Genomic DNA, 26,413 nt, shown 5'->3' on the forward strand with positions numbered 1-26,413 from the left:
CGGGACTGTTAGATTCCAGGCCGGCGTAAGGATCGGCGGGAAGGCGGAGCCCATGGCAACCCACGGAGCGCGGGGCCGAAGTGGCGGTCGGCCCACCCTCGAAGAGGTGGCGGCCCGCGCGGGCGTGGGCCGGGGCACCGTCTCCCGGGTGATCAACGGCTCGCCCCGGGTCAGTGACGCGACCCGCGCGGCGGTGGAAGCGGCGGTGGCGGAGCTCGGCTACGTCCCGAACACGGCGGCCCGCGCCCTGGCGGCGAACCGGACGGACGCGATCGCGCTGGTCGTGCCCGAGCCGGAGACGCGGTTCTTCGCGGAACCGTACTTCTCGGACATGCTGAAAGGCGTGGGCGCCGAGCTCTCCGAGACGGAGATGCAACTGCTGCTGATCTTCGCGGGCAGCGACCGGGAACGGCGCCGCCTGGCCCAGTACCTGGCGGCCCACCGCGTCGACGGCGTCCTGCTGGTCTCGGTCCACGCCGACGACCCCCTGCCGGACCTGCTGGCCCAGCTGGAGATCCCGGCGGTGATCAGCGGCCCTCGCTCCGCCGCGGAGACCCTGACCTCGGTGGACTCCGACAACTACGGCGGCGCCCGCTCGGCCGTCGAGCACCTGCTGTCCCGAGGCCGCACGCGGATCGCCCACATCACCGGCCGCCTCGACGTCTACGGCGCCCAGCGCCGTGTCGACGGCTACCGCGCCGCCCTGCGCGACGCGGGGCACGAGGTGGACGAGGGGCTGATGGAGGCGGGCGACTTCACGGAGGAGGGCGGCGCTCGGGCGATGAAGGTACTCCTGGAGCGCTGCCCCGACCTGGACGCGGTCTTCGCCGCGTCGGACGTGACGGCGGCGGGCGCCCGCCAGGCGCTGCGCGAGGCGGGTCGCCGTATCCCCGACGACGTGGCGCTCGTCGGCTACGACGACTCGGCCATCGCCCGCCACATGGACCCGCCGCTGACCAGCGTCCGCCAGCCGATCGAGGACATGGGCCGCATGATGCTGGACCTCCTCCTCGCCGAGATCGCGGATCGCCGGCCGGCGGTCTCGCGGGGACTGGAACGCCCGCAGATGGTGCTGGCGACGGAACTGGTGGTGCGGGCGTCGTCGTGAGCGGCCACGCCCTGCTGGACCTCGCCGAGGTCGGCGAGGTCGAGCCGTACCTGCGTTCCGTGGGCGAGGTGCTGCCTGCCTTCCGCGACTAGGACTCCGGCTGTGCCCGCCATCCGGTGATCGTCCCGCAGCCGCACCGGTAGGGCGACGACCCCCCCTGATCGACCGCGGCGCGCTGATCGACATCCGCACCACGGTCCACGCCCTCGGCCGAGCCACCCGCCTCCTGATGGACGTCGGCGACGAGGAGCGCGCCTGGCGGGGGACGCCGGCCCAGCCGGCGGTGCTCGACCGGGCCACCGCGCCGACCCCGGCGAACGCTTCGGGAGCGTACGGGAGTTGGTGCCGGCGTGGGGAGGCGACGTCAGCGGGGTAGCACCAGCCGCCACCGCCTCTCCCCGTCCTGCTCCTCCTCGGTCGGGATGAGCCCGGCCGCCGTGGCGACCGCCGCCGAGGCCAGGTGGTCGGGGTGGATGTGTGCGACGACCGTACGCACGGCCCGTCGCCCGAGCCAGGCGACCAGCCCCCGCGCTGCCTCGGACGCGAACCCCCGCCCCTGCCACGGTGTGCCGACCACCCAGGCGATCTCGGCGCTGTGGTCCCCGGTGACCGTGGCCTGGACCGTGCCCACGAGACGGGACTCCGCGCGCAGCCGCAGTACCCAGTTGACCCAGGAGACGCCCGGGTCGGGGGATCCGACGACGAGCCGCTCGTAGCGGGCGCGCAGGTCGGCGGGGGAGTGGGGCGTGCCGCCGATGAAGGTGTGCAGCGCCGGGTCCGACAGGACGACGGCCATCTCCTCGGCGTGCTCGACGCGCAGCGGGAGGAGGTCGAGGCGGGCGGTGGAGATGGGCTCGGCGGGTACGCGGGGCTCCGACATCGTGCGCAGCCTATGGCCTGCCCCGGGAACGATCGTGAAAAAGCTTCAGCCGGTGACTTCTTCGCGAAGTCACCGGCTGAAGGCCTGGGGTGAGTGACGGGACTCGAACCCGCGGCATCCTGGACCACAACCAGGTGCTCTACCAGCTGAGCTACACCCACCATGACCGGCGATCGACTTCCGGGAAGTCCCCGACCGGCCGAGAAAAAGTGTACAGGGTCCGAAGGGGTGCTCGCGCACAGCTTTTGCGGCGCCCCTCGGTGACCCCTCGCGCCCGCCTACTGAGCAGGCAGAACGTGCTTCGCGGCGATCGACTTCGCGGTGTCCGAGTCGGGGCCGGGCTGCGGTACGAAGATGGCCTCGCGGTAGTAGCGGAGTTCGGCGATGGACTCGCGGATGTCGGCGAGGGCGCGGTGGTTGCCGTTCTTCTCGGGGCTGTTGAAGTAGGCGCGCGGGTACCAGCGGCGGGCCAGCTCCTTGACCGACGAGACGTCGACGATGCGGTAGTGGAGGTAGTCCTCCAGTGTCGGCATGTCGCGCAGCAGGAAGCCGCGGTCCGTGCCGACGGAGTTGCCGCACAGCGGGGCCTTGCCGGGTTCCTTCACGTGCTCGCGTACGTACGCCAGGACCTGCTCCTCGGCGTCCGCCAGCGTCGTGCCGCCGGCGAGCTCGGCGAGCAGTCCGGACGCGGTGTGCATCTGACGCACCACCTCCGGCATCGTCTCCAGCGCCGCCTCGGGCGGGCGGATGACGATGTCCACTCCTTCGCCGAGTACGTTCAGCTCGGAGTCGGTGACGAGGGCGGCAACCTCGATGAGCGCGTCGTCGGACAGCGAGAGGCCGGTCATCTCGCAGTCGATCCACACCATGCGATCGTTCATGCGAACACCCTACGGCTGACGTCCGTGTATTGGTGCCCCGCGGCGCAGTGGCCGTGCACCGGGGGCTGCCGCCCCCAGACCCCCGCTTCGGCCTGGACGGCCTCGTCCTCAAACGCCGGACGGGCTGGGTGCGCCCGTCCGGCGTTACGAGGTCATGCTCCGCTGCGCTGCCCCGGCAGGCTCGCCCGGCCGCCGACGTACAGTTCGCGCCCGTTCTCCGAGGGCGCGGACGTGCCGACGGGCGCCGGGGTGCGGCGGGTCTGCAGCGGCACCGGGCCGCCCTCCGGGTACGGGGCGGGCGGTGGGCCCTGCTGGAGCGCGGGGCCCGGCGTGTGCTCCACGTCCGTCGGCCGTTCGGCCTGGGGGCGCCGCGCACGGTACGCCGCCCGGTAGGCGGCCGGCGACGAGCCGAGCTGGCGGCGGAAGTGGCCGCGCAGCGCCACCGGCGAGCGGAAGCCGCAGCGGCCCGCCACCTCGTCCACCGAGTAGTCCGACGTCTCCAGCAGACGCTGTGCCTGCAGAACCCGCTGGGTGATCAGCCACTGCAGCGGGGCGCTCCCGGTGAGGGAGCGGAAGCGGCGGTCGAAGGTGCGACGCGACATGTACGCGCGTGCCGCCAGCGTCTCCACATCGAACTGCTCGTGGAGGTGCTCCAGCGCCCAGGCGACGACCTCGGCCAGCGGGTCGGCGCCGATCTCCTCCGGTAAAGATCGATCGAGGTAGCGCTCCTGACCACCGGATCGGCGCGGCGGGACCACCAGACGGCGGGCCAGGGCCCCTGCCGCCTCGTTGCCGTGGTCCGTCCGCACGATGTGGAGACAGAGATCGATTCCGGCCGCCGTACCCGCCGACGTCAGGACGTCGCCGTCGTCGACGAACAGCTCTCTCGGATCGACGTGCACCGACGGGTAGCGCTTGGCCAGCGTCGGTGCGTACATCCAGTGCGTTGTCGCGGGGCGGCCGTCCAGCAGGCCCGCCGCGGCGAGGACGAAGGCACCGGTGCACAGCCCGACTATGCGGGCGCCTTCCTCGTGCGCCCGGCGCAGTGCGTCGAGCGCGTCCTCGGGCGGTGGAGAGGTGATCGAACGCCAGGCCGGCACGACGACCGTGCCCGCCCGTGATATCGCCTCCAGGCCATGTGGCGCGGTGAGTTCCAGGCCCCCTGTGGTCCGCAGCGGGCCTTCCTCGCCGCCGCACACCAGCAAGCGGTAGCGCGGCACGCCGGCGTCCTGGCGGTCGATCCCGAACACCGACAGCGGTATGGAACTCTCGAAGATGGGGCCGCCGCCGAACAGCAGCACCGCGACGATCTCCTTGCGGCGTCGCCCGGAAAGCTTCCGGGCCGCAGCTTCCGGCGCGGCAGTGGAGTCGTGGCTCATACTGCTAAGCCCCCCTCGGTGGTCGCGGCTCCTCGGTTGTGTCGCTCCTGCACGTTTCCCCTCGGTCCTGCACGAGTCCCCCGCCGTAGACAGTCAAGATCGAATCTACTGTGTCGCGCCGCGCCTCAGTGGCCGGTTCGACACTCGGCACATTGTCGACTTGGCAACTTGGCGTGAAGCATTCGATCACGAAGCGTTGCACTCACGGGCCGTGCAGGGAAGTGCGCCTTGTCGCAGTGGCCAATCCACGTAGGGTGCGCAGGGCCCCTGAGGCCCTTTCCGTGCAGGTGGAACGGGGGTTGGGGGGTGTTCTGGGCAGGGGATGCATGCGCGCCAGAAGTTGGCTGAAAAGCAGCGTGCCCGTGCGCGGAAACCGGTCAGCCGACCGGTGTATTTCAACCAGTGTGACGTCCGCCTCTATGGGCCCCGGTTCCGGTCCTGTGATGGCGTCCGCGACGCGAGGGCGACGGGGTGGTGCGCTCCTCGTCCTTCAGGCGTGCCGCGCCGCGTTCCGACTGGCGCAGCAGCAGACGGCAGACGGCCGTCACGGCGGCGAGACCGAAGGCCGTGCCCGCGGCGCCGGCGAGGGAGGTGCCGTACCAGAGGAGGACCACGGGGACCAGGACGCAGCTGAAGGCCGCCCAGCGGACCACGTCGGTGGCGCTGTCGTCGGAGGGCGTGCGGGGTCCGGGCATGGGTGGGTACTCCTGGGTTCCCTGGGGCGGTGGCTCAGGGGGTTCAACGCCTGTTCGAGCGGTCGGTCACTGGTGCGGGAACGTTCCGGCTATGGGCACAGGTGAACCCTGTGCAAACCGCCTGTACACCGCAGCAACCATTGCGTTACGGGCGTCCCCTCGTGCATGCTCCCTGGAACCCGTTCGACCGTGAGCGGGGATCTGGGCTAAGGAGGCGTGCCGCCGTACCCTTGGGGGTATGGGGTTGGGAAGACCATTCCCGGACACAGCTCCGCCGCACACTGCTGCATCCGTCAGCGAGTTCCGCTCGCGGCCCACCCATAAAGGATCAATACGCCGAGACAGCCATGGCCGGTCACGAATTCTTCGAACCCGCGGACCGCAAGCGCCAGGTCGCCGACCCGACTGCGGCCGATCCCCTGGCGGCGGACGAGTCACGCCAAGCCTGCGACCCCGCCTTCAAGCATGGCGTCGTCGTCGGCTTCGACGGCTCCACCTCCAGTGAGCGCGCCCTCGCGTACGCCATCGGCATGGCCCATCGCTCCGGGTCGGGCCTGATCATCGTCCACGTCGCCAACCGGCTGCCCACCACGGTGTGGGCCGGCTGCGAGCCGCCGGTCTTCGTCGACGTCCCGGACCACCGCACGGAGGTGCTCGGCCTCGAACTCGCCTGCGCCGACTATCTCGCCGAGGTGCCCTGGATCCTCGTCGAGCGCGGCGGTGACATCTGCCACGAACTCGAAGAGGTCGGGCGGGAGTACGAGGCGGACGCGATCGTCGTCGGCTCCACGCACGGCATCGTCGGCCGGATCTTCGGGTCGGTCGCGGGGCGGCTCGCCAAGCGGGCCAAGCGTCCCGTCGTTGTCATTCCGTAACTCACCGTTGGCCCAGGTGAGATGGCGCCTGGGAAACCGTCGGCCTCCTTTGTGCAGCGCGCAAATCTACTGACGCGTAGAGGTGTTTGTGCCTTTGTGAAGGGCATATAGGGGTCACCGCACAACTGCACATGCATGAAGGGAGCCCGCCGTGGACAACGACGTCTCTGCGGGAAGCGGAACCACTACCGTGGTCGGCCGACTCGCCCTCGGAATCACCCTGTTGGCCTTCGGGCTGGGGTACGCCGACGTGATCGACGGTGTGTCAGCCGCTGACGCCGTATCAATCGCCCAGTACGTGGGCGGAATTGCCCTCTTCGTCGCCGGGCTGCTGGCCCTGCGCGACCGTGACTCCGCGAACGGGACCGCGTTCGTGGCGCTCGGGGCCCTGTGGTTCACCTGGGCCGTCTCCGTCGACGCGGCGGTCTCCGAGAACGCGGCCGGGTTGTTCCTGCTGCTGTTCGCCCTTGTGGCGCTGTCCCTCACGCTGGCGGGGGGTGACCAACTCGGGCAGGGGGCCTACGGGTTGTTCTTCGTGTCCCTGGTGCTCATGGCGATCGCCCACTTCGCCGGTAATGACGGGCTCACCAAGGTGGGTGGCTGGTTCGCCGTCGCCGCGGGTGCGGTGGCCTGGTATGCGGCGACCGCGGCGATGGCTCACTGGCCGACCGCGCTTCCGCGACGCGCTGCGGGCCGGGGCGTGACGGCCACCGGTTAGCTGCGCCGGCTGGGGGGTTGGGCGGCTCCCCGGCGATTAAAACGGACCCCCCGTGAGTGGTGGCATCACGTGGGGGTCCGTTCTGTTACGTCGGCCTGTGCGGGGCGTGGGGGCTTGTCGCGCAGTCCCCGCGCCCCTGAAGGGGCGCTACTCCACCGTTACCGACTTGGCGAGGTTCCTCGGCTTGTCGATGTCGCGGCCCAGGGACAAGGCCGTGTGGTAGGCGAGGAGTTGGAGGGGGATGCCCATCAGGATCGGGTCGAGTTCGTCCTCGTTCTTGGGGACGACGATCGTCTGGTCGGCCTTCTCCTGGGGCTGGTGGGCGACCGCGAGGATCTTGCCGCTGCGGGCCTTGATCTCCTCCATGGCGGCGCGGTTCTTCTCCAGGAGGTCGTCGTCGGGGACGATGGCGACCGTCGGGAGGGCGGGCTCGATCAGGGCCAGGGGGCCGTGCTTGAGCTCGGAGGCGGGGTAGGCCTCGGCGTGGATGTAGGAGACCTCCTTGAGCTTGAGGGAGGCCTCGCGGGCGACCGGGTAGCCACGGACTCGGCCGATGAAGAGCATCGAGCGGGCCTCGGCGTACTGCTGGGCCAGCTTCTCGATCTCCGCCTCCTGCTTCATGATCTCGGAGATCTGGGCGGGCAGCTTGCGCAGGCCCTCGATGATGCGCTTGCCGTCGCGGACGGAGAGGTCGCGGGTGCGGCCCAGGTGCAGGGCGAGGAGCGCGAAGGCGACCGTCGTGTTCGTGAAGCACTTCGTCGAGACCACGCAGACCTCGGGGCCCGCGTGGACGTAGATGCCGCCGTCGGCCTCGCGGGCGATCGCGGAGCCCACGACGTTCACGATGCCCAGCACCCGCGCACCCTTGCGCTTCAGCTCCTGGACGGCCGCGAGGACGTCGTACGTCTCACCGGACTGGGAGACGGCGATGTAGAGGGTGTCGGGGTCCACGACCGCGTTGCGGTAGCGGAACTCCGACGCCGGCTCGGCGTCCGCGGGGATGCGGGCCAGCTCCTCGATCATCTGGGCGCCGATCATGCCCGCGTGGTACGAGGTGCCGCAGCCGAGGATCTTCACGCGGCGGATCTGGCGGGCCTCGCGGGCGTCCAGGTTGAGGCCGCCGAGGTGCACGGTGGAGAAGCGGTCGTCGATGCGGCCGCGCAGGACGCGGTCCACGGCGTCGGCCTGCTCGTGGATCTCCTTGTGCATGTAGGTGTCGTGGCCGCCCATGTCGTAGGAGGCGGCCTCCCACTCGACCGTGGTGGGCTCCGCCGTCGTACGGGTGCCCTCCGTCGTGTAGGTGCGGAAGTCGTCGGCCTTGAGGGTGGCCATCTCGCCGTCGTCGAGGGTCACTATCTGGCGCGTGTGGGCCACCAGCGCGGCGATGTCCGAGGCGACGAACATCTCCTTCTCGCCGATGCCGAGGACGACCGGGGAGCCGTTGCGGGCGACGACGATGCGGTCCGGGAAGTCGGCGTGCAGGACCGCGATGCCGTACGTGCCCTCGATGAGGCGCAGGGTCTCGCGGACCTTGTCCTCCAGCTTCTCCTGCTGCGAGCGGGCGATGAGGTGGACCAGGACCTCGGTGTCGGTCTCGGAGAGGAACTCGATGCCGTCCGCCTCCAGCTTGCGGCGCAGGTCGGAGGCGTTGTCGATGATCCCGTTGTGGACGACGGCGACCTTGCCCTCGGCGTCCAGGTGCGGGTGGGCGTTCACGTCGGAGGGGGCGCCGTGGGTGGCCCAGCGGGTGTGGGCGATGCCGGTCGTGCCCTTGAAGCGCGCCGGGACCTTGGCCTCCAGCTCGCGGACCCGGCCCTTGGCCTTGACCGTCTTCAGGCCCGCCGCCTTGGGGGACGTGACGGCGATGCCCGCCGAGTCGTAGCCGCGGTACTCCAGGCGCTGCAGACCCTCCAGCAGCAGGGGAGCCACGTCACGCTTCCCGATGTATCCGACGATTCCGCACATATATATGTATCCCTAGCCGTAGACGATCCGGCGCAGCTGGCGGAGGGTGAGCTCCGCCGGGGCCACTGCCCGGTATTTCAGGTCCGCCTCGATCTGTTCGAAGATCGTCGCGTTCACCAGGCCCTGGGCCTGGAGCTCGCGGTGGCGGCGACGGACGTATTCCTCGGTCGTCTCGTCGAAGTAGGCGAGCACATCCTGGATCACCCGCAGCGCCTCGCCCCGGTTGAGGGGGGTGGTGCGGGTCAGGTGATCAACAAGGTCGTCGTGCACTCGGTAGATCCTGGGTTATCGGAGGCGCGTTCGCAAGAATTCTGCCCGATTTCGGGCAAACGCCTGGCGGCCTGCTGTGGAAACCCTTGGGAGAACATTGGAGGGCTCATGGGGGCCTGTTCCGGAGCTGTCCATGCGTCGGCTCGCATCCCGTTGCCTGAGGGGACGAGTTTCGGACGCCATGGACATTCCTCGCATGGGAGTACCCCAGCAGCTCGCCGAGCGCATGAGCATGGCCGAGCAGCACGAGTACCTGCGCGCCAGATTCTCGCGGCGCACGATGATCAGGGGCGGCGCCGTCACGCTGGGCGCCGTCGCGGGTGGCGCGTTCGTGCCGGGCGCCACCGCCCAGGCCGCCGTACCGACACAGCGGACCGCCGCGGCCACTGAGACTGTCGACGGGGCACTTGTCGCCCCCTTCGGCCGTCACCTCGCCTACGGCAACGACCCGCGCACCGAGATGACCGTCTCCTGGCAGGTCCCGGTCGCCGTGCAGAAGCCGTTCATCCGCATCGGCGCTCACCCCTGGGACCTCTCCCGCAAGATCGAGGCCGAGGTGCGCACCCTCCACACCCCGGCCGGCGTCGGCGCGAGCGCCGACCACACCCAGTACTACGTCCACGCCAAGCTGACCCGCCTGCGCCCGGGCCGGACGTACTACTACGGCGTCGGCCACGCCGGCTTCGACCCCGCCGAGCCGCACCTGCTGGGCACCCTCGGCACCTTCACCACCGCCCCCGCGCACAAGGTCCCCTTCACCTTCACCGCCTTCGGCGACCAGGGCGTCAGCTACCACGGCCTGGCCAACGACAGCCTGCTCCTCGGCCAGAACCCGGCCTTCCACCTGCACGCCGGCGACATCGCGTACGCCGACCCGTCCGGCGCGGGCAAGACCGCCGACACCGGCTTCGACTCGCGGGTGTGGGACCAGTTCCTCGCCCAGACCGAGTCGGTCGCCAAGTCCGTGCCGTGGATGGTGTCGTACGGCAACCACGACATGGAGGCCTGGTACTCGCCCAACGGCTACGGCGGCGAGGAGGCCCGCTTCACGCTCCCCGACAACGGGCCGGACAAGAAGCACCTGCCGGGCGTCTACTCCTTCGTCCACGGCAACACGGCGATCATCTCGCTGGACCCCAACGACGTCTCCTTCGAGATCCCGGCCAACCTCGGCCTCTCCGGCGGCACCCAGACCAAGTGGTTCGAGGCGCAGCTGAAGAAGTACCGGGCCGCGAAGGACATCGACTTCATCGTCGTGTTCTTCCACCACTGCGCGTACTGCACCTCCACGGCGCACGCCTCGGAAGGCGGTGTGCGCCAGGAGTGGGTGCCGCTGTTCGAGAAGTACACGGTCGACCTCGTCATCAACGGGCACAACCACCAGTACGAGCGGACGGATGTGATCAAGGGGAACGAGGTCGCCAAGAAGCTGCCGATCGGCGGCACGGCGTATCCCGAGACCGAGGGCGTGGTGTACGTGACGGCGGGGGCGGCGGGCCGCAGCCTGTACGCGTTCAGCGCGCCGGACTCCTACGAGGGGCACGAGCACGAGCAGGAGTCCGTGGCCTCGTTCGTCAACGTCAAGGACGGCAAGCAGAACGAGACGGTCGCCTGGTCCCGGGTGCGCTATCTCAACTACTCGTTCCTGCGCGTCGACGTCCAGCCCGCGCCGAGGGGCCACTACGCCACGCTGAAGGTGCAGGGCATCGCCGAGACGGGTGACCGGATCGACCACTTCACGGTGGCCCGCCGGGCCAAGTAGACCGACCCGCCCTACATCCGTTTGAGGACGGCCTGCTTGGCCATCGTGAACTCCTCGTCCGTGAGCACGCCCGTGCGGTGCAGCTCGCCGAGTTCACGCAGGCGGCGCAGGAGGGCGTCGTGGTCGTCCTCGACGGACGCGACCGGAGGGGAAGGCAGTTCCGGTCGCGCGTCCCGTACGTCCGTGGCGCCGGCCCTGGACGGGTGCGGCAGACGGGCCTGGACCGCCGCCGCGACCAGGGCCATCAGCGGGTCCTTCTTGAAGCCCCACAGCTCCACGGAGTTGGCGTCGTACTTGGGCGGCGCCTTGGTGGGAGCGTTCCTGACGGTGAAGCGGAGGTAGCCGTTCTCCAGGCCCGCCGCCGGATGCCACTCCACGGCCGTGATGTCGGCCAGCGCGAGGGAGCGGGTGCCGGCGGCGGCCTTGGCGTCCTCCGTCTTCCAGTTCCACTCCAGGCGGATGTGCTCGCCGTCGAAGGTCGCGGTGCCGTCACCGGCGGAGACCGACAGGGGCAGGGAGGGGCCCGGCAGCAGGTACTCGTCGACCGGGTCGCCCGGCACCTCGTCCAGCAGCCGGGCGTTGCGTACCTCGTCCACGAAGTACTCGGCGACGCCGTACCGGTCGGACTCGACGATCAGCTGATACGGGTCGTTGGGCTCGGTGAGCCGGCCGCCCGTGGCGTGCAGCAGCGGGTCGGCACCGTCGCGCAGGCGCAGCCGCAGCCGCCCGGTTTTCTTGCCCTGCTCGAAGGAGACACCGGCCAACGCCCCCAGGGGGACGACCAGTTCACCCAGCGTCTTGCGGAAAAGGCTGACGTTCTTGTCCCGTCCGGGGGTCAGCCGCAGTGTGTCGCCGTCGAAGACCCACGTGCCGTCCTTCTGGATGATTTCCGCCATGGGGGGATTGTTTCATCGGTTCTGCGGCAGAGTGGTCTCTACCAATCCCGAAGGGAGCGCATGTGAGACGGCACCACAGAACGACTCCCCGTATGACCCGGATCCTCGGATCCCTGCTGCTCGTTGCGGCGGCCGGCGCCTTCACGGCCGGCGCGGCACCGGCGTCCGGCGAGCCGATACCCCTGGGCCGGGTGGTCCCGGCACCCGCGTCGGTGGCGCCCAGCGGATCCCCGTACCGCATCACCGACGGCACCCGCATCCTCGTCGACGACTCCCGCGAGGCCCGGCGCGTCGGCGAGTACCTCGCGGGCGTGCTGCGGCCGTCCACCGGGTACCCCCTGCCGGTCACTTCGCACGGCCGGGGCGGCGTCCGACTGCGCCTGGCGCAGGGCCCGTTCGGCGCGGAGGGATACCGCCTCGCCAGCGGCCGCAGTGGCGTCACCATCACGGCGGCGGGGCCCGCCGGCCTCTTCCACGGCGTCCAGACCCTGCGCCAACTCCTCCCGGCGGCCGTCGAGAAGGACTCCGTCCAGCCCGGCCCCTGGCTGGTCGCGGGCGGCACGATCACGGACACCCCGCGCTACGGCTGGCGCGGCGCGATGCTCGACGTCTCCCGGCACTTCTTCACCGTCGACCAGGTCAAGCGCTACATCGACCAACTCGCCCTCTACAAGATCAACAAGCTGCATCTGCACCTCAGCGACGACCAGGGCTGGCGCATCGCCCTCGACTCCTGGCCACGCCTCGCGACGTACGGTGGCTCGACGCAGGTCGGCGGCGGCCCCGGTGGCTACTACACCAAGGCCGACTACAAGGAGATCGTCCGGTACGCGTCCGCCCGCTACCTGGAGGTCGTCCCCGAGATCGACATGCCGGGCCACACGAACGCGGCGTTGGCCTCGTACGCCGAGCTCAACTGCGACGGTGTGGCACCCCCGCTCTACACCGGCACGGACGTCGGCTTCAGCTCGCTGTGCGTCGGCAAGGAGATCACGTACGACTTCGTGGACGACGTGATCCGGGAGCTCGCCGCGCTCACGCCGGGGAAGTACCTGCACATCGGCGGGGACGAGGCGCACTCCACGAGTCACGAGGACTATGTGAAGTTCATGGACCGGGTGCAGCCGATCGTCGCCGAGTACGGGAAGACCGTGGTCGGCTGGCATCAGCTGACCGGGGCGGACCCCTCGCGGGGGGCTCTGGCGCAGTACTGGGGGCTGGACGGCACCAGTGCGGAGGAGAAGGCGCAGGTCGCTGCCGCCGCGCGGAACGGGACCGGGGTCATCCTGTCTCCGGCCGACCGGATCTACCTCGACATGAAGTACACCGCCGACACTCCGCTGGGGCTGGACTGGGCCGGGCTGGTGGAGGTGAAGCGGTCGTACGACTGGGATCCGGGCAACTACCTTGCGGGGGCGCCGGCTTCGGCGATCAGGGGCGTGGAGGCTCCGCTGTGGACGGAGACGATCACGAAGTCTGCGGACGTCGAGTACATGGCATTTCCGAGGCTGGCGGGGGTGGCCGAGCTGGGGTGGTCGTCGGCTTCCACGCATGATTGGGACGGGTACAAGGTGCGTCTTGCTGCGCAGGGGCCGCGGTGGGAGGCGTTGGGGATCAATTACTACCGATCGCCACAGGTGCCTTGGTGATTCGTCTGCGGGCCGGTGGGGGTTGATCGCGCAGTTCCCCGCGCCCCTAAAGGGGCGCCACAGGCGCCGGACGTGTAGACGGGCGCCCCCGGAGGACCGTACTCCGGGGGCGCCCGCCAGTCCTTATGGGGCCGTGTCTACAGCCCTGCGATCGGGTTCTTCAGGTTGCCGACGAGCTGTAGTGCGCCCGCCGGGTCCGCCAGGTCGACCATCTGCTTGTTGTTGCGCAGCTGGAGGCGGTTGAGGCAGGACAGGGCGAACTCGGGGGCGAACATGTCGTACTGCTTGAACTTGTCGGCGAGTTCGGGCACCGAGTGCTGGTAGTCCCGGGTGACCTCGGCGACCGTGCGCCAGAAGTCGTCCTCCTCCAGGATTCCTTCGGCGGCGAGGTTCGCGGCGAGGAAGCGGAAGAAGCAGTCGAAGACGTCCGTGAAGACGGACAGGAGCTTCTTGTCCTCCGGGACCTCTACGCGCAGCCGCTCGACCGTCGGCGGCAGTACCGCGTCCGGGTCCATGACGGCGATCTCCTCGGCGATGTCCTTGTAGATCGCGCGCTCCACGACGCCGTCCTTCAGGACCAGGATGACGTTCTCGCCGTGCGGCATGAACACCAGGTCGTAGGCGTAGAAGCTGTGGAGGAGGGGCGTGAAGTAGGCCCGCAGGTAGCGGCGCAGCCACTCCGTCGGGGTCAGGCCCGACTGCTCGATCAGCGCGCCCGCGAAGGACGCGCCCTCGTGGTCGACGTGGACGAGGGAGGCCATGGTGGCGAGCGACTCGCCGTCCTTGAGGGACGACACCGGGCTCTCGCGCCAGAGCGCGGCCAGCATCTTGCGGTACGGCGAGTAGCGGTCCGTCGCCTTCTCGTACTCCAGGTGCCGGTAGCCGACGGCGGCGCGCTCGCGGATGATCGACAGGCCCGTCGACTTCAGCACCGGGTCGTTGTCGATGAGCTGGGCCAGCCAGTCGTTGATGGCGGGGGTGGCCTCCATGTAGGCGGCCGAGAGTCCGCGCATGAAGCCCATGTTGAGGACGGACAGGGCCGTCTTCACGTAGTGCTTCTCGGGGCTGGACTGGTTGAAGAAGGTCCGGATGGACTGCTGGGCCAGGTACTCGTCGTCGCCCTCGCCCAGGCAGACCAGGTGCTTCTGGGCGACCTCGGCGGCGAAGGTGACGGTGAGCTTGTTCCACCACTGCCAGGGGTGGACGGGGATGAAGAGGTAGTCGGCGGGGTCGAGGTCCTGCTCGCGCAGGACGCCGTGGAAGCGCTCGACGGTCTCCTCGCCCAGCTCGTCCCGTACGAAGGTCTCGTACTCGATGCCGACACCGGCCGTGAACGCCGCGCGCGACTTGTGCGCCGCCAGCCACACCAGTCGGACCGGGCTCGCGGTCTCGGGGGCGTACGACAGGTACTCGTGGATGCCGAAGCCGAGCCGCCCGTTGTTGGCGACGAAGCAGGGGTGGCCCTCGGTCATGCCGGTCTCGATGGCCTGGAAATCGCTTTTGACGAGCTCGGCGACCGGGGTCTGCGGCTTGGTGAGCTTGTAGCAGGTGCCGGAGAGGGTGGAGGAGATCTCCTCCAGGTAGACCGGCAGGACCTCGTCGCTCAGGCCCAGGGACTTCTGCAGATCGATGATGAAGTCCAGGGCGGCGAGCGGGAGTTCGGCGCCGTCGCGGTGGCGGGTGATCGAGTCGGCGTCGACCTGCCAGTGGTCGAGGGCGCGGAGCACGGCCGTGAAGGTGTACCGGGTCAGGCCGTCGTCGCTGCGGACGACGTATGTGCCGTCACCGGTGGCCTCCGGTGTGATGAGGCGTTCGTGGGCGAACTCGGCGAGTGCCTTGCGGATCAGGAGGCGGTTGGCCCGCGCCCAGCGGTGGGGGGACAGATGCGCTATGGCGTCGGACAGGGTCATACGGCTACTCCTCGGGCGGCCACGAACTGCTCGCGCGTGCAGAAGCTCAGCAGCGCGCGCTTCTCCGGCTTCTGGATTTCCCGTTCGGGCACGAACCCGACGGCCTCGTTCAGGGCGTGTACGGCCTTGTTGGCCACGTCCGGCTCGACGACGACGCGCTCCACCGCCGGGTCCTCGAAGAGGTGCGCCATCACGGCGGTGATGACGGACCGGGTGAAGCCGCGGACGGGCTTGTCGGTGGGCGGCGTGAGGAAGTGCATGCCGATGTCGCCCGGCTGCGGCTCGTACAGACCGACCAGTTCGCGGTGGGCGGGGTCGTAGTACTCCATCAGGAAGGCCGGTTCGCCGTTCTGGAGTCCGAGCAGCGCGTGGTGGTGCTCGTCCGCCGCGATCTCCATGTAGGCGCGCTCGACGTCCACCAGGCTCGCGTCCTGCATCATCCAGAAGGCCGCCTTGGGGTGGGTGACCCAGTGGTGCAGCAGCTCGGCGTCTTTCAGGGGGTCGAGCGGGCGGAAGGTGAAGGTGCCTGTGCCGGTGGTGCTCATACGGAGAACTCCTGGAACGCGATCGTCTTCTCGACCGGGTAGTACTCGGTGCCGAGCAGCTCGCGGATGATGTACGCGTTCCGGTACGGGCCCATCCCCAGGTCGGGGCTGGTGATGCTGTGCGTGTGGACGCCGGCGTTCTGGAGGAAGACCCCGCGGCCGGTGACGTCGATGGCGTAGTTGCGGGCGACGTCGTAGTTGCCCTGGGAGTCGTAGACCAGGCGGTCGCGCACGGGCTTCAGGAACTCCGGCTCGGCGTACTTGTAGCCGGTGGCCAGGACCAGGCCCTGCGAGTCGAGCTCGAAGTCCTTCTCCTGCTCCTCCTGGCGGAAGGAGAGGGTGTACGTGCCGTTCTCGTACCGCGCGCCGTTCAACGAGGAGTTGGTGAGCAGACGGGTGGGGACCGGGCCGCCGAGGTTCTTCTGGTAGAGCAGGTCGAAGATCTCGTTGATGAGGTCGCCGTCGATGCCCTTGAACAGGCCCTTCTGCTCGGCGGTGAGGCGGTAGCGGGTCGCCTCCGGCAGCTCGCGGAAGTAGTCGACGTACTCCGGGGACGTCATCTCCAGCGTGAGCTTGGTGTACTCCAGCGGGAAGAAGCGCGGGGAGCGGGTGACCCAGTTCAGCCGGTAGCCGTGGACGTCGATCTCGCTGAGCAGGTCGTAGTAGATCTCGGCGGCCGACTGGCCCGAGCCGACCAGCGTGATCGAGTCCTTCTTCTGCAGCTCCTGCTTGTGCTGCAGATAGCGGGAGTTGTGGATGAAGTCGCCGCCCAGGCCCTGGCAGGCCTCGGGTATGTAGGGCGGGGTGCCGGTGCCGAGGACGAGGTGACGGGCGCGGTAGGTGTCACCGGCGGCCGTCCGCACGACGTACAGCTCGGCCCCTTCGTCGTACGTCACCTCGGTGACCGTCGTGCTGAAGCGGACGCTGCTCAGCTTGTTCGCGGCCCAGCGGCAGTAGTCGTCGTACTCGACCCGCAGCGGGTAGAAGTTCTCGCGGATGTAGAACGAGTACAGCCGGCCCTTCTCCTTCAGGTAGTTCAGGAAGGAGTACGGCGAGGTGGGGTCGGCGAGGGTGACCAGGTCCGACATGAACGGGGTCTGGAGGTGGGCGCCGTCCAGGAACATGCCCGCGTGCCACTCGAAGTCCGGCTTCGACTCCAGGAAGACACCGTCGAGCTCGTCGATCGGCTCGGTCAGGCAGGCGAGGCCGAGGTTGAACGGGCCGAGCCCGATCCCCACGAAATCATGGGTTTTGGTCGGGTTTTCAGGACGCGCGGTCAAGGGACTCTCCCAGGTACTGCTCGGCGTGGCCGGCGATCAGGTCGAGGACGGCGGCGATGTCGGCCGTCGTGGTCTCGGGGTTGAGCAGGGTGAACTTCAGGTAGTGACGGCCGCCCACCTTGGTGCCCGCGACCACCGCGTCGCCGGAGGCGAACAGGGCCTTGCGGGCGTACAGGTTGGCGCGGTCGATCTCGGCGGGGTCGGTGACGGTCGCCGGGATGTAGCGGAAGACGAGGGTGGAGAGGGACGGCTCGACCACGACATCGAAGCGGGGGTCGGCGGCCAGCAGTTTCCAGCCCTCCACCGCCAGGTCGCAGACCTCGTCGAAGAGCTGCCCGATGCCGTCGGCGCCCATCACCCGCAGGGTCATCCACAGCTTGAGGGCGTCGAAACGGCGGGTGGTCTGCAGGGACTTGTCGACCTGGTTGGGGATGCGCTCCATCACCATGCGGCGCGGGTTGAGGTACTCCGCGTGGTAGGTCGCGTGGCGGAGCGTCGAGGCATCCCGGACCAGTACCGCCGACGAACTCACCGGCTGGAAGAAGGACTTGTGGTAGTCGACGGTGACCGAGTCGGCGCGCTCGATGCCGTCGATGCGGCCCCGGTACTTCACGGAGGCGAGCAGCCCGCAGCCGTAGGCGGCGTCGACGTGCATCCAGGCGCCGAACTGCTCGCACAGCTCGGCGATCTCGGGCAGCGGGTCGATGGAGCCGAAGTCGGTGGTGCCGGCGGTGGCGACGACGGCCATGGGGACCAGGCCGTCCTTCTTGCAGCGCTCCAGCTCGTGGGCGAGGGCGACGGTCTGCATGCGCTTGTCGTGGTCGACGGGGATGGAGACCACGGCGTCCTGGCCGAGGCCCAGCAGTTTCGCCGACTTCTTCACGCTGAAGTGGCTGACCTCGGAGGTGAAGATGCGCAGTTCGGCCAGGCTGTCGGACTTGGCCTCCTCGCGGGCGAGGAGCAAGGCCTGCAGGTTGGACTGGGTGCCGCCGGAGGTGAAGACACCGTCGGCGTTCTCCCCGAGGCCTATTCGCGCGGTCGTCCAGTCGATGAGCTTGCGCTCGATCAGGGTGCCGCCGGCCGACTGGTCCCAGGTGTCCAGGGAGGAGTTGACGGCGGAGAGGATCGCCTCGCCGAGCACGGCCGGGATGACGACCGGGCAGTTGAGGTGGGCGAGGTAGCGGGGGTGGTGGAAGTAGATCGCGTCCCGGAGGTAGACGTCCTCCAGCTCGTCCAGGACCGCGGCGGTGTCCAGCAGCGGCTTGTCGAGGTCGATCGCGTCGATGGCGGGGGCGAGGGCGTCGACCGTGACGCCGGTGAACGGACGGTCGGTGGCGGCGAGTTTGGCGGCCACCCGCTCGATTCCTTCGGTCACGGAGCGGCGGTACTGCTCCGCGGTCGTGTCATTGAGCAGGTGCGAGCGCATGGGGAGGTCCTCCGGTGGGGACGGGCCGTGAAGTGCGGGGGTCCGGCGTGAAACTTAGGTTAGCCTAACCTAAGTTCCTTGGATTCAGGGCAGCATCAAGGGTGACTACGATCACTTGGGTCGCAGCCGCTGCCCGATCGCCTTGCTTTCAGGGGCTGTTACCGCTGAGGGGCTGTCACTCCTGCTCGCGCAGCTGCTCCTCGCTCAGCCCCTGCCGCCAGTACCCCACGAAGGTGACCCGGCGGCGGTCGATACCGCGCTCACCGACGAAGTGCCGGCGCAGCGCCTTGACGCAGCCGGACTCGCCCGCGATCCAGACGTACGGGCGCTCGGCGGCGGGGAGTTGGGCGGTCCGGATGGCGTCGAGGGCCATGGGAGACCCCTCGGCACGCGTCCCCTCCTGAACGAGCCAGGTGATCTCGGCGTCGGCCTCGGTCACCAGGTCCTGGATGTCCCCGGCGTCGTGAACTTCCAGCCACACCCGGGCGCGGGTGCCGGCCGGCAGGGTTTCGAGGATGGCGGAGACGGCGGGTACGGCGCTGTCGTCGCCCCAGATCACCACGAGGTCGGTGTCGTCGGCCGGCCGGAACCGGATCGCCCGGTTGTCGGCGATCGCCGGCCCGAGCAGCAGGACGCGGTCACCGGCGGCGGCTCCGGATGCCCAGCGGGAGGCGGGGCCGGCCGGGGTGTGCAGGACGAAGTCGATGTCGATCTCGTCGGGGTTCCGGCGCAGCGCGCGGAGCGTGTACGACCGCATCACGGCCCGTACGTCGTCCGGCAGTTCACGCCACCCCTGCCACCAGCCGTCACCGAGCTCCAGGGGGACCTGTGGCTCGCTCTGGCCGGGGTGCGGCAGGAACAGCGACAGCGACTGGTCATGCCCGTCGGAGAAGAAGTACTGCAGATCCTCCCCGCCAAAGGTGACCCGCACCAGAGACGGACCGAGCCGCCTCGTCCGTACGACCTGGAGAGAGAAGAAGCGGAACGGGGCGGCGACGGCGGTAGTCATCGGGTAACTCCTGAATCGACGTCAGGGATGTGCCCTCAGGGGCGCGGGGAACTGCGCGACCGGCCACAACCGGCCCGCAGTCGCCCCACAACCTCAAGTGGCCCTTGTTCAGGCGACCTTCTTGGCCTTCTCGATGGCCTCGGCAAGGCTCGTGAGAAGCGGCGTGCACTTGTCGTACGACAGAATCGGCTCGGGCGAGCGCGCGATGACCTGTCCGGCCTTCACCGCAGGCAGCTTCTTCCAGGTCGCCTCGGTGATGTCGGCCGGCTGAATCGTCGAGGACCGGTCGTCCATCATGATGATGTCGGCCGGGTACTTGTCGACGTTCTCCCAGCTCAGCGACTCGAACCAGCCGCCACCCTGCTTCTTCGCACTCTCCGGCGGCTCGACGAAGTTCACGCCGAGGGCCTTGAAGTACTCAAGGTCGATGGAGAGGTTGGTGCCGGAGACGTAGAACAGGTCCTGGCTGGCGGAGCCGGCCATCACCTTGATCTCGGGACGAGCCTTCGCGGCCTTGCGCAGGCGCTCGGCGGCCGCCTCGAAGTCCTTCTTGGACTGGGCGACCTTGTCGGCCTTCATGTCCGCGCCGAGCGACTCGGCCAGCTCCCACATCCGCTCCAGCGGCTTGGTCAGCTGGCGGTCGTAGACGGAGATGGCGACGCTCGGGGCGAGCTTGGCGATCTTGTCCTTGGATGCCTCGGGGACGTACCAGAGGGTGCCGGCGCTGTCGAAGGTCGTGGAGATGAGGACCTCGGGGGCGAACGCCGCGTACTTCTCGACGTTGAACTGGTCCCAGACGTTGCCGAAGACGGTCAGCTTGCTGACGTCCATGTCGCCGGCCTGGACGTCGGCCTTGCCGTCCTGCGTCTTGGTCGGGCCGAAGACGCCCTTGATCTCGATGCCGTAGTCGTAGAGGGCCGCCGCGACACCGACGAAGGCGACGATGTTCGTGGGCACCTTGTCGAGCTTCACCGTGGTGCCGCGGTCGTCCTTGAACGTCCAGGGGCCGGACTTGGCAGCGGTCGTGGCCTCGCTGGAGCCCTCGCTTTTCGCGTCGCCGTCTCCGCAGGCTGCGAGCACGGCCCCGAGGCCGAGGGCGCCGCCCGTGGCGAGGATGCCGCGGCGGGTGAGGTGGGTGGCTCGGGCGTTGGGCATGGGTACGCTGCTTTCGAACAGGGCGGATCACCCGCCGGACAATTCGAAGGTAGGTTAGCCTAACCTGAGCTGATGTCCAGGGGCGGGGGCCTTGCTTTCCAAGCTGTGGGCACCCTGTGTGGCGCTGGGACTCTGCCGGCGAGCCCCAATTTCCTTGTAATCAAGCGAAGTTGAGTCTCGGGTGGCGTGCGGTGACCATGTGGTGAAGAAGCGGGCACAGGGGGCCGACCTTCTTCCGGTCGACCCCGAGTGCACGCTCCCGGGCCTTCAGCCCGCCAGCCCCAACTCCCTCGCGATCAGCATCCGCTGCACCTCGCTCGTGCCTTCGCCGATCTCCAGGATCTTGGAGTCCCGCCACATGCGGGCGACCGGGTACTCGTTCATGAAGCCGTAGCCGCCGTGGATCTGGGTGGCGTCGCGGGCGTTGTCCACGGCGATCGTCGACGAGTACAGCTTCGCCAGGGCCGCTTCCTTCTTGAAGGGCTCCCCGGCCACCAGACGCGATGCCGCGTCGCGCCAGGCCAGGCGGGCCGTGTGGGCCTTCATCTCCATGTCGGCGATCTTGAACTGGATGGCCTGGTTGGCGCCGATGGGGCGGCCGAAGGCGTGGCGTTCCTTGGCGTACTTCACCGACTCGTCGACGCAGCCCTGCGCCAGGCCCGTCGCCAGCGCCGCGATGGCGATGCGGCCCTCGTCCAGGATGCGCAGGAACTGGGCGTAGCCGCGGCCCTCCTCGCCCAGCAGGTTGGCCGCCGGGACGCGGACGTCCGCGAAGGACAGCTCACGGGTGTCGGAGGCGTTCCAGCCGACCTTGGAGTACGGGGCGGCGACCGTGAAGCCCGGGGTGCCGGAGGGGACGATGATCGCGGAGATCAGCGGCCTGCCGTCCGGCTTGCGACCGGTGACCGCCGTCACCGTGACCAGGCCGGTGATGTCCGTACCCGAGTTGGTGATGAAGCACTTGGAGCCGTTGATCACCCATTCGTCCGTCTCCGGGTCGAGACGGGCCGTCGTGCGGGTCGCGCCCGCGTCGCTGCCGCCGTCCGGCTCGGTGAGGCCGAACGCGCCGAGGATCTCGCCGGAGCACAGGCGTGGCAGCCACTGCCGCTTCTGTTCCTCGGTGCCGAACAGATGGATCGGCATGGCGCCGAGCGAGACGCCCGCTTCGAGGGTGATCGCGACCGAGGAGTCCACCCGGGCCAGCTCCTCCAGCGCGATGCCCAGCGCCAGATAGTCGCCGCCCATGCCGCCGTACTCCTCCGGGAACGGCAGACCGAACAGGCCCATGCGGCCCATCTCCCGCACGATCTCGTACGGGAACTCATGACGCTCGTAGAAGTCGCCGATCTTGGGCGCCACGACGTCGTGCGCGAACTCCTCCACCGTGCGGCGGAGTTCCTCCAGTTCGGGGGAGAGGCGGTGGTCCATGGCTGTTCACTGCTCCTTGTGGGAGAGGGCTCGTACGGTGCGGGACGGGCTGGGTCGGCCCAGTTGTCCGGCCATCCACGCGCTCGTGGCGACGAGGCGGTCGAGGTCGACTCCGGTGTCGATGCCGAGGCCCCGCAGCATCCACACGAGGTCTTCGGTGGCGAGGTTGCCGGTGGCGGACTTGGCGTACGGGCAGCCGCCGAGGCCGCCCGCGGAGGCGTCGACGGTGGTGACGCCGTGCTGGAGGGCGGCGTAGGTGTTGGCCAGTGCCTGGCCGTAGGTGTCGTGGAAGTGGACGCCCACGGCTGCCGTCGGGATGCCGGCCTCCTCCAGTGCGGTCAGGAGAGCTGTCACATGTCCCGGGGTCGCCACCCCGATCGTGTCGCCGAGGCTCAGCTCGTCGCAGCCCATGTCGACCAGCGCCCGGCAGACCCGGACGACCTGGGGTACCGGGACAGCGCCCTCCCAGGGGTCGCCGAAGCACATCGAGAGGTAGCCGCGGACGTGGACGTCCGCCGCCTTCGCCCTCGTCACCACCGGCTCGAACATGGCCAGCGCCTCGTCCACCGTGCGGTTGAGGTTGGCCTTCGCGAAGGACTCGGTGGCGCTGGCGAAGACGGCGACACGGGACGCGCCCAGCGCCAGGGCCCGGTCCAGCCCGCGTTCGTTCGGCACGAGGACCGGCAGGTCCACCGGCAGCTCGCCGACGAGCGGGAACAGCTGTTCGGCATCCGCCAGTTGGGGCACCCACTTGGGGTGGACGAAGCTGGTGGCCTCGATGGTCGTCAGCCCCGCCTCCGCGAGCCGGCGGATGAACTCCGCCTTGATCTCGGTCGGTACGGTCGCCGACTCGTTCTGCAGGCCGTCGCGCGCGCCGACCTCGTGGATGCGGACGCGGGCGGGCAGGCCCGTTGCCGGTACGGCCATGGGGAGACCCTCGACTGTCATTCCTCCGCCTCCTCATGAGGTGCGACGACCGCCAGGACCTGGTCCATGGCGACCGTCGTGCCCGGCGTGACGTCCAGCTCGGCGACCGTGCCGGCGTGCGGGGCGGAGATGACGTGCTCCATCTTCATCGCCTCCACGACCAGCAGGCTCTGCCCCGCGGCCACTTCGTCCCCGACGGCGACCTTCACCACCGTCACGGTCCCCGGCATGGGTGCGGTGAGCGAGTCGGCGCCCGCGTGTGCGGCCCCGGTGAGCGAGGCGGCCACCGGATCGTGGTCGCGCACATGCCAGGCGTCGCCGTCGCGGCCCAGCCAGGTGCCGTCTGGCAGGGCAGCGCGGTGGAAGGTGTGGCGGACGCCGTCGAGGGTGACCGTCACACGGTCGGCCGTGACGCTGTGGGCACCGCGCGGGACGTACGCCACGGGGTCGGTGATGCGGAGGTGGAAGCCGACGGGCTTGGGCTCGCCGCCCAGCCGCCATCCGCTCGGCACGGAGAACGGGTCCGTCCAGCCGTCGCCCTTCGGCCGCAGCGCCTCCAGCCGTACGGCCGCCGCGGCCTCGTACACCTCTTCCGGTACGTCGGTGCGGACCAGGTCGTCCACCACGCGCTCGACCAGGCCCGTGTCCAACTCGCCCACCACGACCGCCGGATGGGCGAGCAGCCGCCGCAGGAACCCGGCGTTGGTCTGCACGCCCAGCGTGATCGTCTCCGCGAGGGCCGTCCGGAGCTTGCGGAGCGCGGTGGCGCGGTCGGGGCCGTATGCGATCACCTTGGACAGCATCGGGTCGTACAGGCTGCCGACCTCCGTGCCCTCGCTGAGCCCGGAGTCGGTGCGGATGCCGTCGCCCTGGGGTTCGCGCAGCTTGAGGACCGTGCCGCCGGAGGGGAGGAACCCGCGGGAGGGGTCCTCGGCGCAGATACGGGCCTCGATCGCGTGCCCGGTGAGCGTGATGTCGCCCTGCTTGTACGGCAGTTGCTCACCCGCCGCCACCCGCAGCTGCCACTCCACCAGGTCCAGTCCGGTGATCAGCTCGGTGACCGGGTGCTCCACCTGGAGGCGGGTGTTCATCTCCATGAAGTAGTACGCGGAGGGGTCGCCGCCCGGCACGATGAACTCCACCGTGCCCGCGCCCCGGTAGCCGCACGAGCGCGCCGCCTGCACGGCCGCCTCGCCCATCGCCGCCCGGGTCTCCTCATCGAGCAGCACACTCGGCGCCTCTTCGATGATCTTCTGATGCCGGCGCTGGAGGGAGCACTCGCGCTCGCCGAGATGGACGACGTTGCCGTGGCCGTCGGCCAGCACCTGGATCTCGATGTGCCGGGGCCGGTCGATCCACCGCTCGACGAGGAGCGTGTCGTCGCCGAAGGAGGCGCGGGCCTCGCGGCGGGCGGCGGCGATCTCGTCGTCCAGCACGGCCGCGTCCCGCACCAGCCGCATGCCCTTGCCGCCACCGCCGGCCGACGGCTTCAGCAGCACCGGCATGCCGATCTCGCGGGCGGCGTCGGCGAGTTGGCCGTCCGTGAGCCCACTGCCACTGGAGCCCGGCACGACCGGAACCCCGGCCGCCTTCACCGTCTCCTTGGCCCGGATCTTGTCGCCCATCAGGGAGATGGCCTCGGCGGGCGGCCCGATGAAGACGAGCCCGGCGTCGGCGCACGCGCGCGCGAAGCCGGCGTTCTCCGCGAGGAAGCCGTATCCGGGGTGGACGGCCTGGGCGCCGCTGCGGGCCGCCGCCTCCAGGAGCCGCTCCACGGAGAGATAGCTCTCGGCGGCGGGCGCCGGACCGAGCCGGACGGCGGAGTCGGCCTCCCGCACATGCCGAGCGTCGGCGTCCGCGTCGGAGAAGACGGCCACCGAGCGCACGCCCAGCGAGCGGAGCGTGCGGATCACGCGGACGGCGATCTCGCCCCGGTTGGCCACGAGGACCGTGTCGAACATGGTCTGCGTCATCGTCACAGTCCCCCTCACATCCGGAAGACGCCGAACTGGGGCTCACCCAGGGGCGCGTTGGCACAGGCGGTCAGCGCGAGACCCAGCACCTGGCGGGTCTCCAGCGGGTCGATCACACCGTCGTCCCAGAGGCGGGCCGTCGCGTAGTAGGCGTTCCCCTGGCGCTCGTACTGCTCACGGATCGGCGCCTTGAACGCGTCCTCGTCCTCGGCCGGCCAGGACTCGCCCCGTGCCTCCAACTGGTCCCGCTTGACGGTCGCGAGGACGGAGGCGGCCTGCTCGCCGCCCATGACGGAGATCTTGGCGCCCGGCCACATCCACAGGAAGCGGGGCGAGTACGCGCGCCCGCACATGGAGTAGTTCCCGGCGCCGTACGACCCGCCGACCACCACCGTCAGCTTCGGCACGCGCGTGCAGGCCACCGCCGTGACCATCTTGGCGCCGTGCTTGGCGATGCCGCCGGCCTCGTAGTCCTTGCCGACCATGAAGCCGGAGATGTTCTGCAGGAAGACCAGCGGGATCCCGCGCTGGTCGCACAGCTCGATGAAGTGGGCGCCCTTCTGGGCGGACTCGGAGAACAGGATGCCGTTGTTGGCGACGATGCCGACCGGGTGGCCGTGGATGCGGGCGAAGCCGGTGACGAGGGTCTGGCCGAACTCCGCCTTGAACTCCGCGAAACGGGAGCCGTCGACCACGCGCGCGATGATCTCGCGTACGTCGTAGGGGGTGCGGGAGTCGACGGGGACGGCGCCGTAGAGGCCGTAGGGGTCGACCTTGGGCTCGACGGCGGGCCGGACCTCCCACGGCAGGGCCCCGCGCGCGGGGAGCGTGGCGACGATGTTCCGCACGATCCGCAGGGCGTGCGCGTCGTCCTCGGCGAGATGGTCGGTGACACCCGACACGCGCGCGTGGACGTCACCGCCGCCGAGCTCCTCCGCCGTGACGACCTCACCGGTGGCGGCCTTCACCAGCGGGGGGCCGCCGAGGAAGATCGTGCCCTGGTCGCGGACGATGACGGCCTCGTCGCTCATGGCGGGGACATAGGCGCCGCCTGCCGTGCACGATCCGAGCACGGCCGCGATCTGCGGGATCCCGGCGCCGGACATCCGGGCCTGGTTGTAGAAGATCCGCCCGAAGTGCTCCCGGTCCGGGAAGACCTCGTCCTGCATGGGCAGGAAGGCCCCGCCGGAGTCGACGAGGTAGAGGCACGGCAGGCGGTTCTCCAGGGCCACCTCCTGCGCGCGCAGGTGCTTCTTCACGGTCATCGGGTAGTACGTGCCGCCCTTGACCGTGGCGTCATTGGCGACGACCACGCACTCGCGCCCACTGACCCGCCCGATCCCGGCGATGACACCGGCCGCCGGGGCCTGGCCGTCGTACAGGCCGTCCGCGGCGAGGGGAGCGAGCTCCAGGAAGGGGGAGCCCGGGTCGAGGAGGGTGTCGACCCGGTCCCTGGGCAGCAGCTTGCCGCGCGCGGTGTGCCGGGCGCGTGCCTTCTCGCCGCCTCCCAGCCGGGCGGCGGCGAGCTTGCCGCGCAGCTCCTCCACCAGCGCCCGATGGGCCTCCTCGTTGGCCCGCCAGGCCTGAGACGCGGGATCTGCCGCGCTCGCAAGCTCCGGTGCCTCGTGCATCCTGCGGTCCCCTCACCAGTGGTCCACCAGTTAATGAGCGTTAACGCATTT

Annotated in this window: 22 protein-coding genes and 1 tRNA gene; 5 read left to right on the top strand and 18 right to left on the bottom strand. The window is 69.7% G+C overall.

Features of this window, described 5'->3' with window-relative positions; genetic code table 11:
- Positions 1-52 precede the first annotated feature (52 nt).
- Positions 53-1,108 carry a LacI family DNA-binding transcriptional regulator gene (locus ACTMVF_RS05250; protein WP_441269758.1) on the top strand — a complete coding sequence of 352 codons (1,056 nt, stop codon included), beginning with the start codon at positions 53-55 and terminating at the stop codon, positions 1,106-1,108.
- Between the two features lie 364 nt (positions 1,109-1,472).
- Here ACTMVF_RS05250 and ACTMVF_RS05255 read toward each other — a convergent pair whose 3' ends face one another.
- From ACTMVF_RS05255 to ACTMVF_RS05275, 5 genes are all read right to left on the bottom strand, one after another.
- Positions 1,473-1,988: a GNAT family N-acetyltransferase gene (locus ACTMVF_RS05255; protein WP_441269759.1), complete on the bottom strand. Its 516-nt coding sequence runs from the start codon at positions 1,986-1,988 to the stop codon at positions 1,473-1,475.
- An 85-nt stretch (positions 1,989-2,073) separates the two neighbouring features.
- A tRNA-His gene (locus ACTMVF_RS05260) sits at positions 2,074-2,149 on the bottom strand.
- A gap of 117 nt (positions 2,150-2,266) precedes the next feature.
- A complete protein-coding gene (orn, locus tag ACTMVF_RS05265) occupies positions 2,267-2,869 on the bottom strand; it encodes an oligoribonuclease (RefSeq protein ID WP_441269760.1) in 603 nt (200 codons plus the stop codon).
- 152 nt (positions 2,870-3,021) lie between these two features.
- Entirely contained in the window at positions 3,022-4,248 is a 1,227-nt protein-coding gene (locus ACTMVF_RS05270; RefSeq protein ID WP_441269761.1) for a GlxA family transcriptional regulator, read from the bottom strand.
- Between the two features lie 395 nt (positions 4,249-4,643).
- Entirely contained in the window at positions 4,644-4,943 is a 300-nt protein-coding gene (locus ACTMVF_RS05275; protein WP_302000522.1) for a hypothetical protein, read from the bottom strand.
- A 347-nt stretch (positions 4,944-5,290) separates the two neighbouring features.
- On the opposite strand from ACTMVF_RS05275, the gene ACTMVF_RS05280 reads away from it, so the two are divergent.
- Positions 5,291-5,818 carry a universal stress protein gene (locus ACTMVF_RS05280; protein WP_302000523.1) on the top strand — a complete coding sequence of 176 codons (528 nt, stop codon included), beginning with the start codon at positions 5,291-5,293 and terminating at the stop codon, positions 5,816-5,818.
- A gap of 151 nt (positions 5,819-5,969) precedes the next feature.
- Complete coding sequence (locus ACTMVF_RS05285) at positions 5,970-6,536, top strand: GPR1/FUN34/YaaH family transporter (RefSeq protein ID WP_441269762.1); 567 nt, start codon at positions 5,970-5,972, stop codon at positions 6,534-6,536.
- Positions 6,537-6,683: 147 nt separating this feature from the next.
- On the opposite strand, the gene glmS is transcribed toward ACTMVF_RS05285, so the two are convergent.
- Complete coding sequence (glmS, locus tag ACTMVF_RS05290; protein ID WP_441269763.1) at positions 6,684-8,501, bottom strand: glutamine--fructose-6-phosphate transaminase (isomerizing); 1,818 nt, start codon at positions 8,499-8,501, stop codon at positions 6,684-6,686.
- Between the two features lie 12 nt (positions 8,502-8,513).
- Positions 8,514-8,771: a hypothetical protein gene (locus ACTMVF_RS05295; RefSeq protein WP_062703128.1), complete on the bottom strand. Its 258-nt coding sequence runs from the start codon at positions 8,769-8,771 to the stop codon at positions 8,514-8,516.
- 196 nt (positions 8,772-8,967) lie between these two features.
- On the opposite strand from ACTMVF_RS05295, the gene ACTMVF_RS05300 reads away from it, so the two are divergent.
- On the top strand, positions 8,968-10,533 hold the full coding sequence (locus ACTMVF_RS05300) for a fibronectin type III domain-containing protein (RefSeq protein ID WP_441269764.1): 1,566 nt from the start codon (positions 8,968-8,970) through the stop codon (positions 10,531-10,533).
- 11 nt (positions 10,534-10,544) lie between these two features.
- Here ACTMVF_RS05300 and ACTMVF_RS05305 read toward each other — a convergent pair whose 3' ends face one another.
- Positions 10,545-11,429: a DUF4429 domain-containing protein gene (locus ACTMVF_RS05305; protein WP_441269765.1), complete on the bottom strand. Its 885-nt coding sequence runs from the start codon at positions 11,427-11,429 to the stop codon at positions 10,545-10,547.
- Positions 11,430-11,521: 92 nt separating this feature from the next.
- Here ACTMVF_RS05305 and ACTMVF_RS05310 point away from each other — a divergent pair, with 92 nt between their 5' ends.
- Positions 11,522-13,078: a beta-N-acetylhexosaminidase gene (locus tag ACTMVF_RS05310; RefSeq protein WP_441269766.1), complete on the top strand. Its 1,557-nt coding sequence runs from the start codon at positions 11,522-11,524 to the stop codon at positions 13,076-13,078.
- Positions 13,079-13,215: 137 nt separating this feature from the next.
- On the opposite strand, the gene ACTMVF_RS05315 is transcribed toward ACTMVF_RS05310, so the two are convergent.
- The 10 genes from ACTMVF_RS05315 to ACTMVF_RS05360 form a co-directional block, all read right to left on the bottom strand.
- Positions 13,216-14,988, bottom strand: coding sequence for an IucA/IucC family protein (locus tag ACTMVF_RS05315; RefSeq protein ID WP_441269767.1), 1,773 nt, complete (start codon positions 14,986-14,988; stop codon positions 13,216-13,218).
- A complete protein-coding gene (locus tag ACTMVF_RS05320) occupies positions 14,985-15,533 on the bottom strand; it encodes a GNAT family N-acetyltransferase (protein ID WP_441269768.1) in 549 nt (182 codons plus the stop codon). The genes ACTMVF_RS05315 and ACTMVF_RS05320 overlap by 4 nt, the downstream gene beginning before the upstream one ends.
- On the bottom strand, positions 15,530-16,813 hold the full coding sequence (locus ACTMVF_RS05325) for a lysine N(6)-hydroxylase/L-ornithine N(5)-oxygenase family protein (protein ID WP_441269769.1): 1,284 nt from the start codon (positions 16,811-16,813) through the stop codon (positions 15,530-15,532). The genes ACTMVF_RS05320 and ACTMVF_RS05325 overlap by 4 nt, the downstream gene beginning before the upstream one ends.
- Positions 16,797-18,239, bottom strand: a complete 1,443-nt coding sequence (gene desA, locus ACTMVF_RS05330; protein ID WP_441269770.1) for a lysine decarboxylase DesA — start codon at positions 18,237-18,239, stop codon at positions 16,797-16,799. The genes ACTMVF_RS05325 and desA overlap by 17 nt, the downstream gene beginning before the upstream one ends.
- Before the next feature lie 175 nt (positions 18,240-18,414).
- Positions 18,415-19,248 (bottom strand): siderophore-interacting protein, encoded by an 834-nt coding sequence (locus ACTMVF_RS05335; protein WP_441269771.1) that lies wholly within the window; start codon positions 19,246-19,248, stop codon positions 18,415-18,417.
- Positions 19,249-19,356: 108 nt separating this feature from the next.
- Entirely contained in the window at positions 19,357-20,403 is a 1,047-nt protein-coding gene (locus tag ACTMVF_RS05340) for an ABC transporter substrate-binding protein (RefSeq protein ID WP_441269772.1), read from the bottom strand.
- A gap of 267 nt (positions 20,404-20,670) precedes the next feature.
- Positions 20,671-21,831: an acyl-CoA dehydrogenase family protein gene (locus ACTMVF_RS05345; protein ID WP_441269773.1), complete on the bottom strand. Its 1,161-nt coding sequence runs from the start codon at positions 21,829-21,831 to the stop codon at positions 20,671-20,673.
- A gap of 6 nt (positions 21,832-21,837) precedes the next feature.
- The gene (locus ACTMVF_RS05350; RefSeq protein ID WP_441269774.1) at positions 21,838-22,779 is read right to left on the bottom strand and encodes a hydroxymethylglutaryl-CoA lyase; all 942 of its coding nucleotides are present in this window, start codon (positions 22,777-22,779) and stop codon (positions 21,838-21,840) included.
- Positions 22,776-24,719, bottom strand: a complete 1,944-nt coding sequence (locus tag ACTMVF_RS05355) for an acetyl-CoA carboxylase biotin carboxylase subunit (RefSeq protein WP_441270135.1) — start codon at positions 24,717-24,719, stop codon at positions 22,776-22,778. The genes ACTMVF_RS05350 and ACTMVF_RS05355 overlap by 4 nt, the downstream gene beginning before the upstream one ends.
- Positions 24,720-24,745: 26 nt before the next feature.
- Positions 24,746-26,362, bottom strand: a complete 1,617-nt coding sequence (locus ACTMVF_RS05360; protein WP_441269775.1) for a carboxyl transferase domain-containing protein — start codon at positions 26,360-26,362, stop codon at positions 24,746-24,748.
- Positions 26,363-26,413: the final 51 nt, after the last annotated feature.

It is taken from the genome of Streptomyces sp. SD31, from assembly GCF_052068475.1.
In the GTDB taxonomy this organism is placed as follows: Bacteria; Actinomycetota; Actinomycetes; order Streptomycetales; family Streptomycetaceae; genus Streptomyces.

Bases quoted from the DNA above. Each gene is read 5' to 3' on its own strand.
- ACTMVF_RS05250 (WP_441269758.1), top strand. From the start codon at position 53: ATGGCAACCCACGGAGCGCGGGGCCGAAGTGGCGGTCGGCCCACCCTC.
- ACTMVF_RS05255 (WP_441269759.1), bottom strand. From the start codon at position 1,988: ATGTCGGAGCCCCGCGTACCCGCCGAGCCCATCTCCACCGCCCGCCTC.
- orn (WP_441269760.1), bottom strand. From the start codon at position 2,869: ATGAACGATCGCATGGTGTGGATCGACTGCGAGATGACCGGCCTCTCG.
- ACTMVF_RS05270 (WP_441269761.1), bottom strand. From the start codon at position 4,248: ATGAGCCACGACTCCACTGCCGCGCCGGAAGCTGCGGCCCGGAAGCTT.
- ACTMVF_RS05275 (WP_302000522.1), bottom strand. From the start codon at position 4,943: ATGCCCGGACCCCGCACGCCCTCCGACGACAGCGCCACCGACGTGGTC.
- ACTMVF_RS05280 (WP_302000523.1), top strand. From the start codon at position 5,291: ATGGCCGGTCACGAATTCTTCGAACCCGCGGACCGCAAGCGCCAGGTC.
- glmS (WP_441269763.1), bottom strand. From the start codon at position 8,501: ATGTGCGGAATCGTCGGATACATCGGGAAGCGTGACGTGGCTCCCCTG.
- ACTMVF_RS05300 (WP_441269764.1), top strand. From the start codon at position 8,968: ATGGGAGTACCCCAGCAGCTCGCCGAGCGCATGAGCATGGCCGAGCAG.
- ACTMVF_RS05305 (WP_441269765.1), bottom strand. From the start codon at position 11,429: ATGGCGGAAATCATCCAGAAGGACGGCACGTGGGTCTTCGACGGCGAC.
- ACTMVF_RS05310 (WP_441269766.1), top strand. From the start codon at position 11,522: ATGACCCGGATCCTCGGATCCCTGCTGCTCGTTGCGGCGGCCGGCGCC.
- ACTMVF_RS05315 (WP_441269767.1), bottom strand. From the start codon at position 14,988: ATGACCCTGTCCGACGCCATAGCGCATCTGTCCCCCCACCGCTGGGCG.
- ACTMVF_RS05320 (WP_441269768.1), bottom strand. From the start codon at position 15,533: ATGAGCACCACCGGCACAGGCACCTTCACCTTCCGCCCGCTCGACCCC.
- desA (WP_441269770.1), bottom strand. From the start codon at position 18,239: ATGCGCTCGCACCTGCTCAATGACACGACCGCGGAGCAGTACCGCCGC.
- ACTMVF_RS05335 (WP_441269771.1), bottom strand. From the start codon at position 19,248: ATGACTACCGCCGTCGCCGCCCCGTTCCGCTTCTTCTCTCTCCAGGTC.
- ACTMVF_RS05340 (WP_441269772.1), bottom strand. From the start codon at position 20,403: ATGCCCAACGCCCGAGCCACCCACCTCACCCGCCGCGGCATCCTCGCC.
- ACTMVF_RS05345 (WP_441269773.1), bottom strand. From the start codon at position 21,831: ATGGACCACCGCCTCTCCCCCGAACTGGAGGAACTCCGCCGCACGGTG.
- ACTMVF_RS05350 (WP_441269774.1), bottom strand. From the start codon at position 22,779: ATGACAGTCGAGGGTCTCCCCATGGCCGTACCGGCAACGGGCCTGCCC.
- ACTMVF_RS05355 (WP_441270135.1), bottom strand. From the start codon at position 24,719: ATGTTCGACACGGTCCTCGTGGCCAACCGGGGCGAGATCGCCGTCCGC.
- ACTMVF_RS05360 (WP_441269775.1), bottom strand. From the start codon at position 26,362: ATGCACGAGGCACCGGAGCTTGCGAGCGCGGCAGATCCCGCGTCTCAG.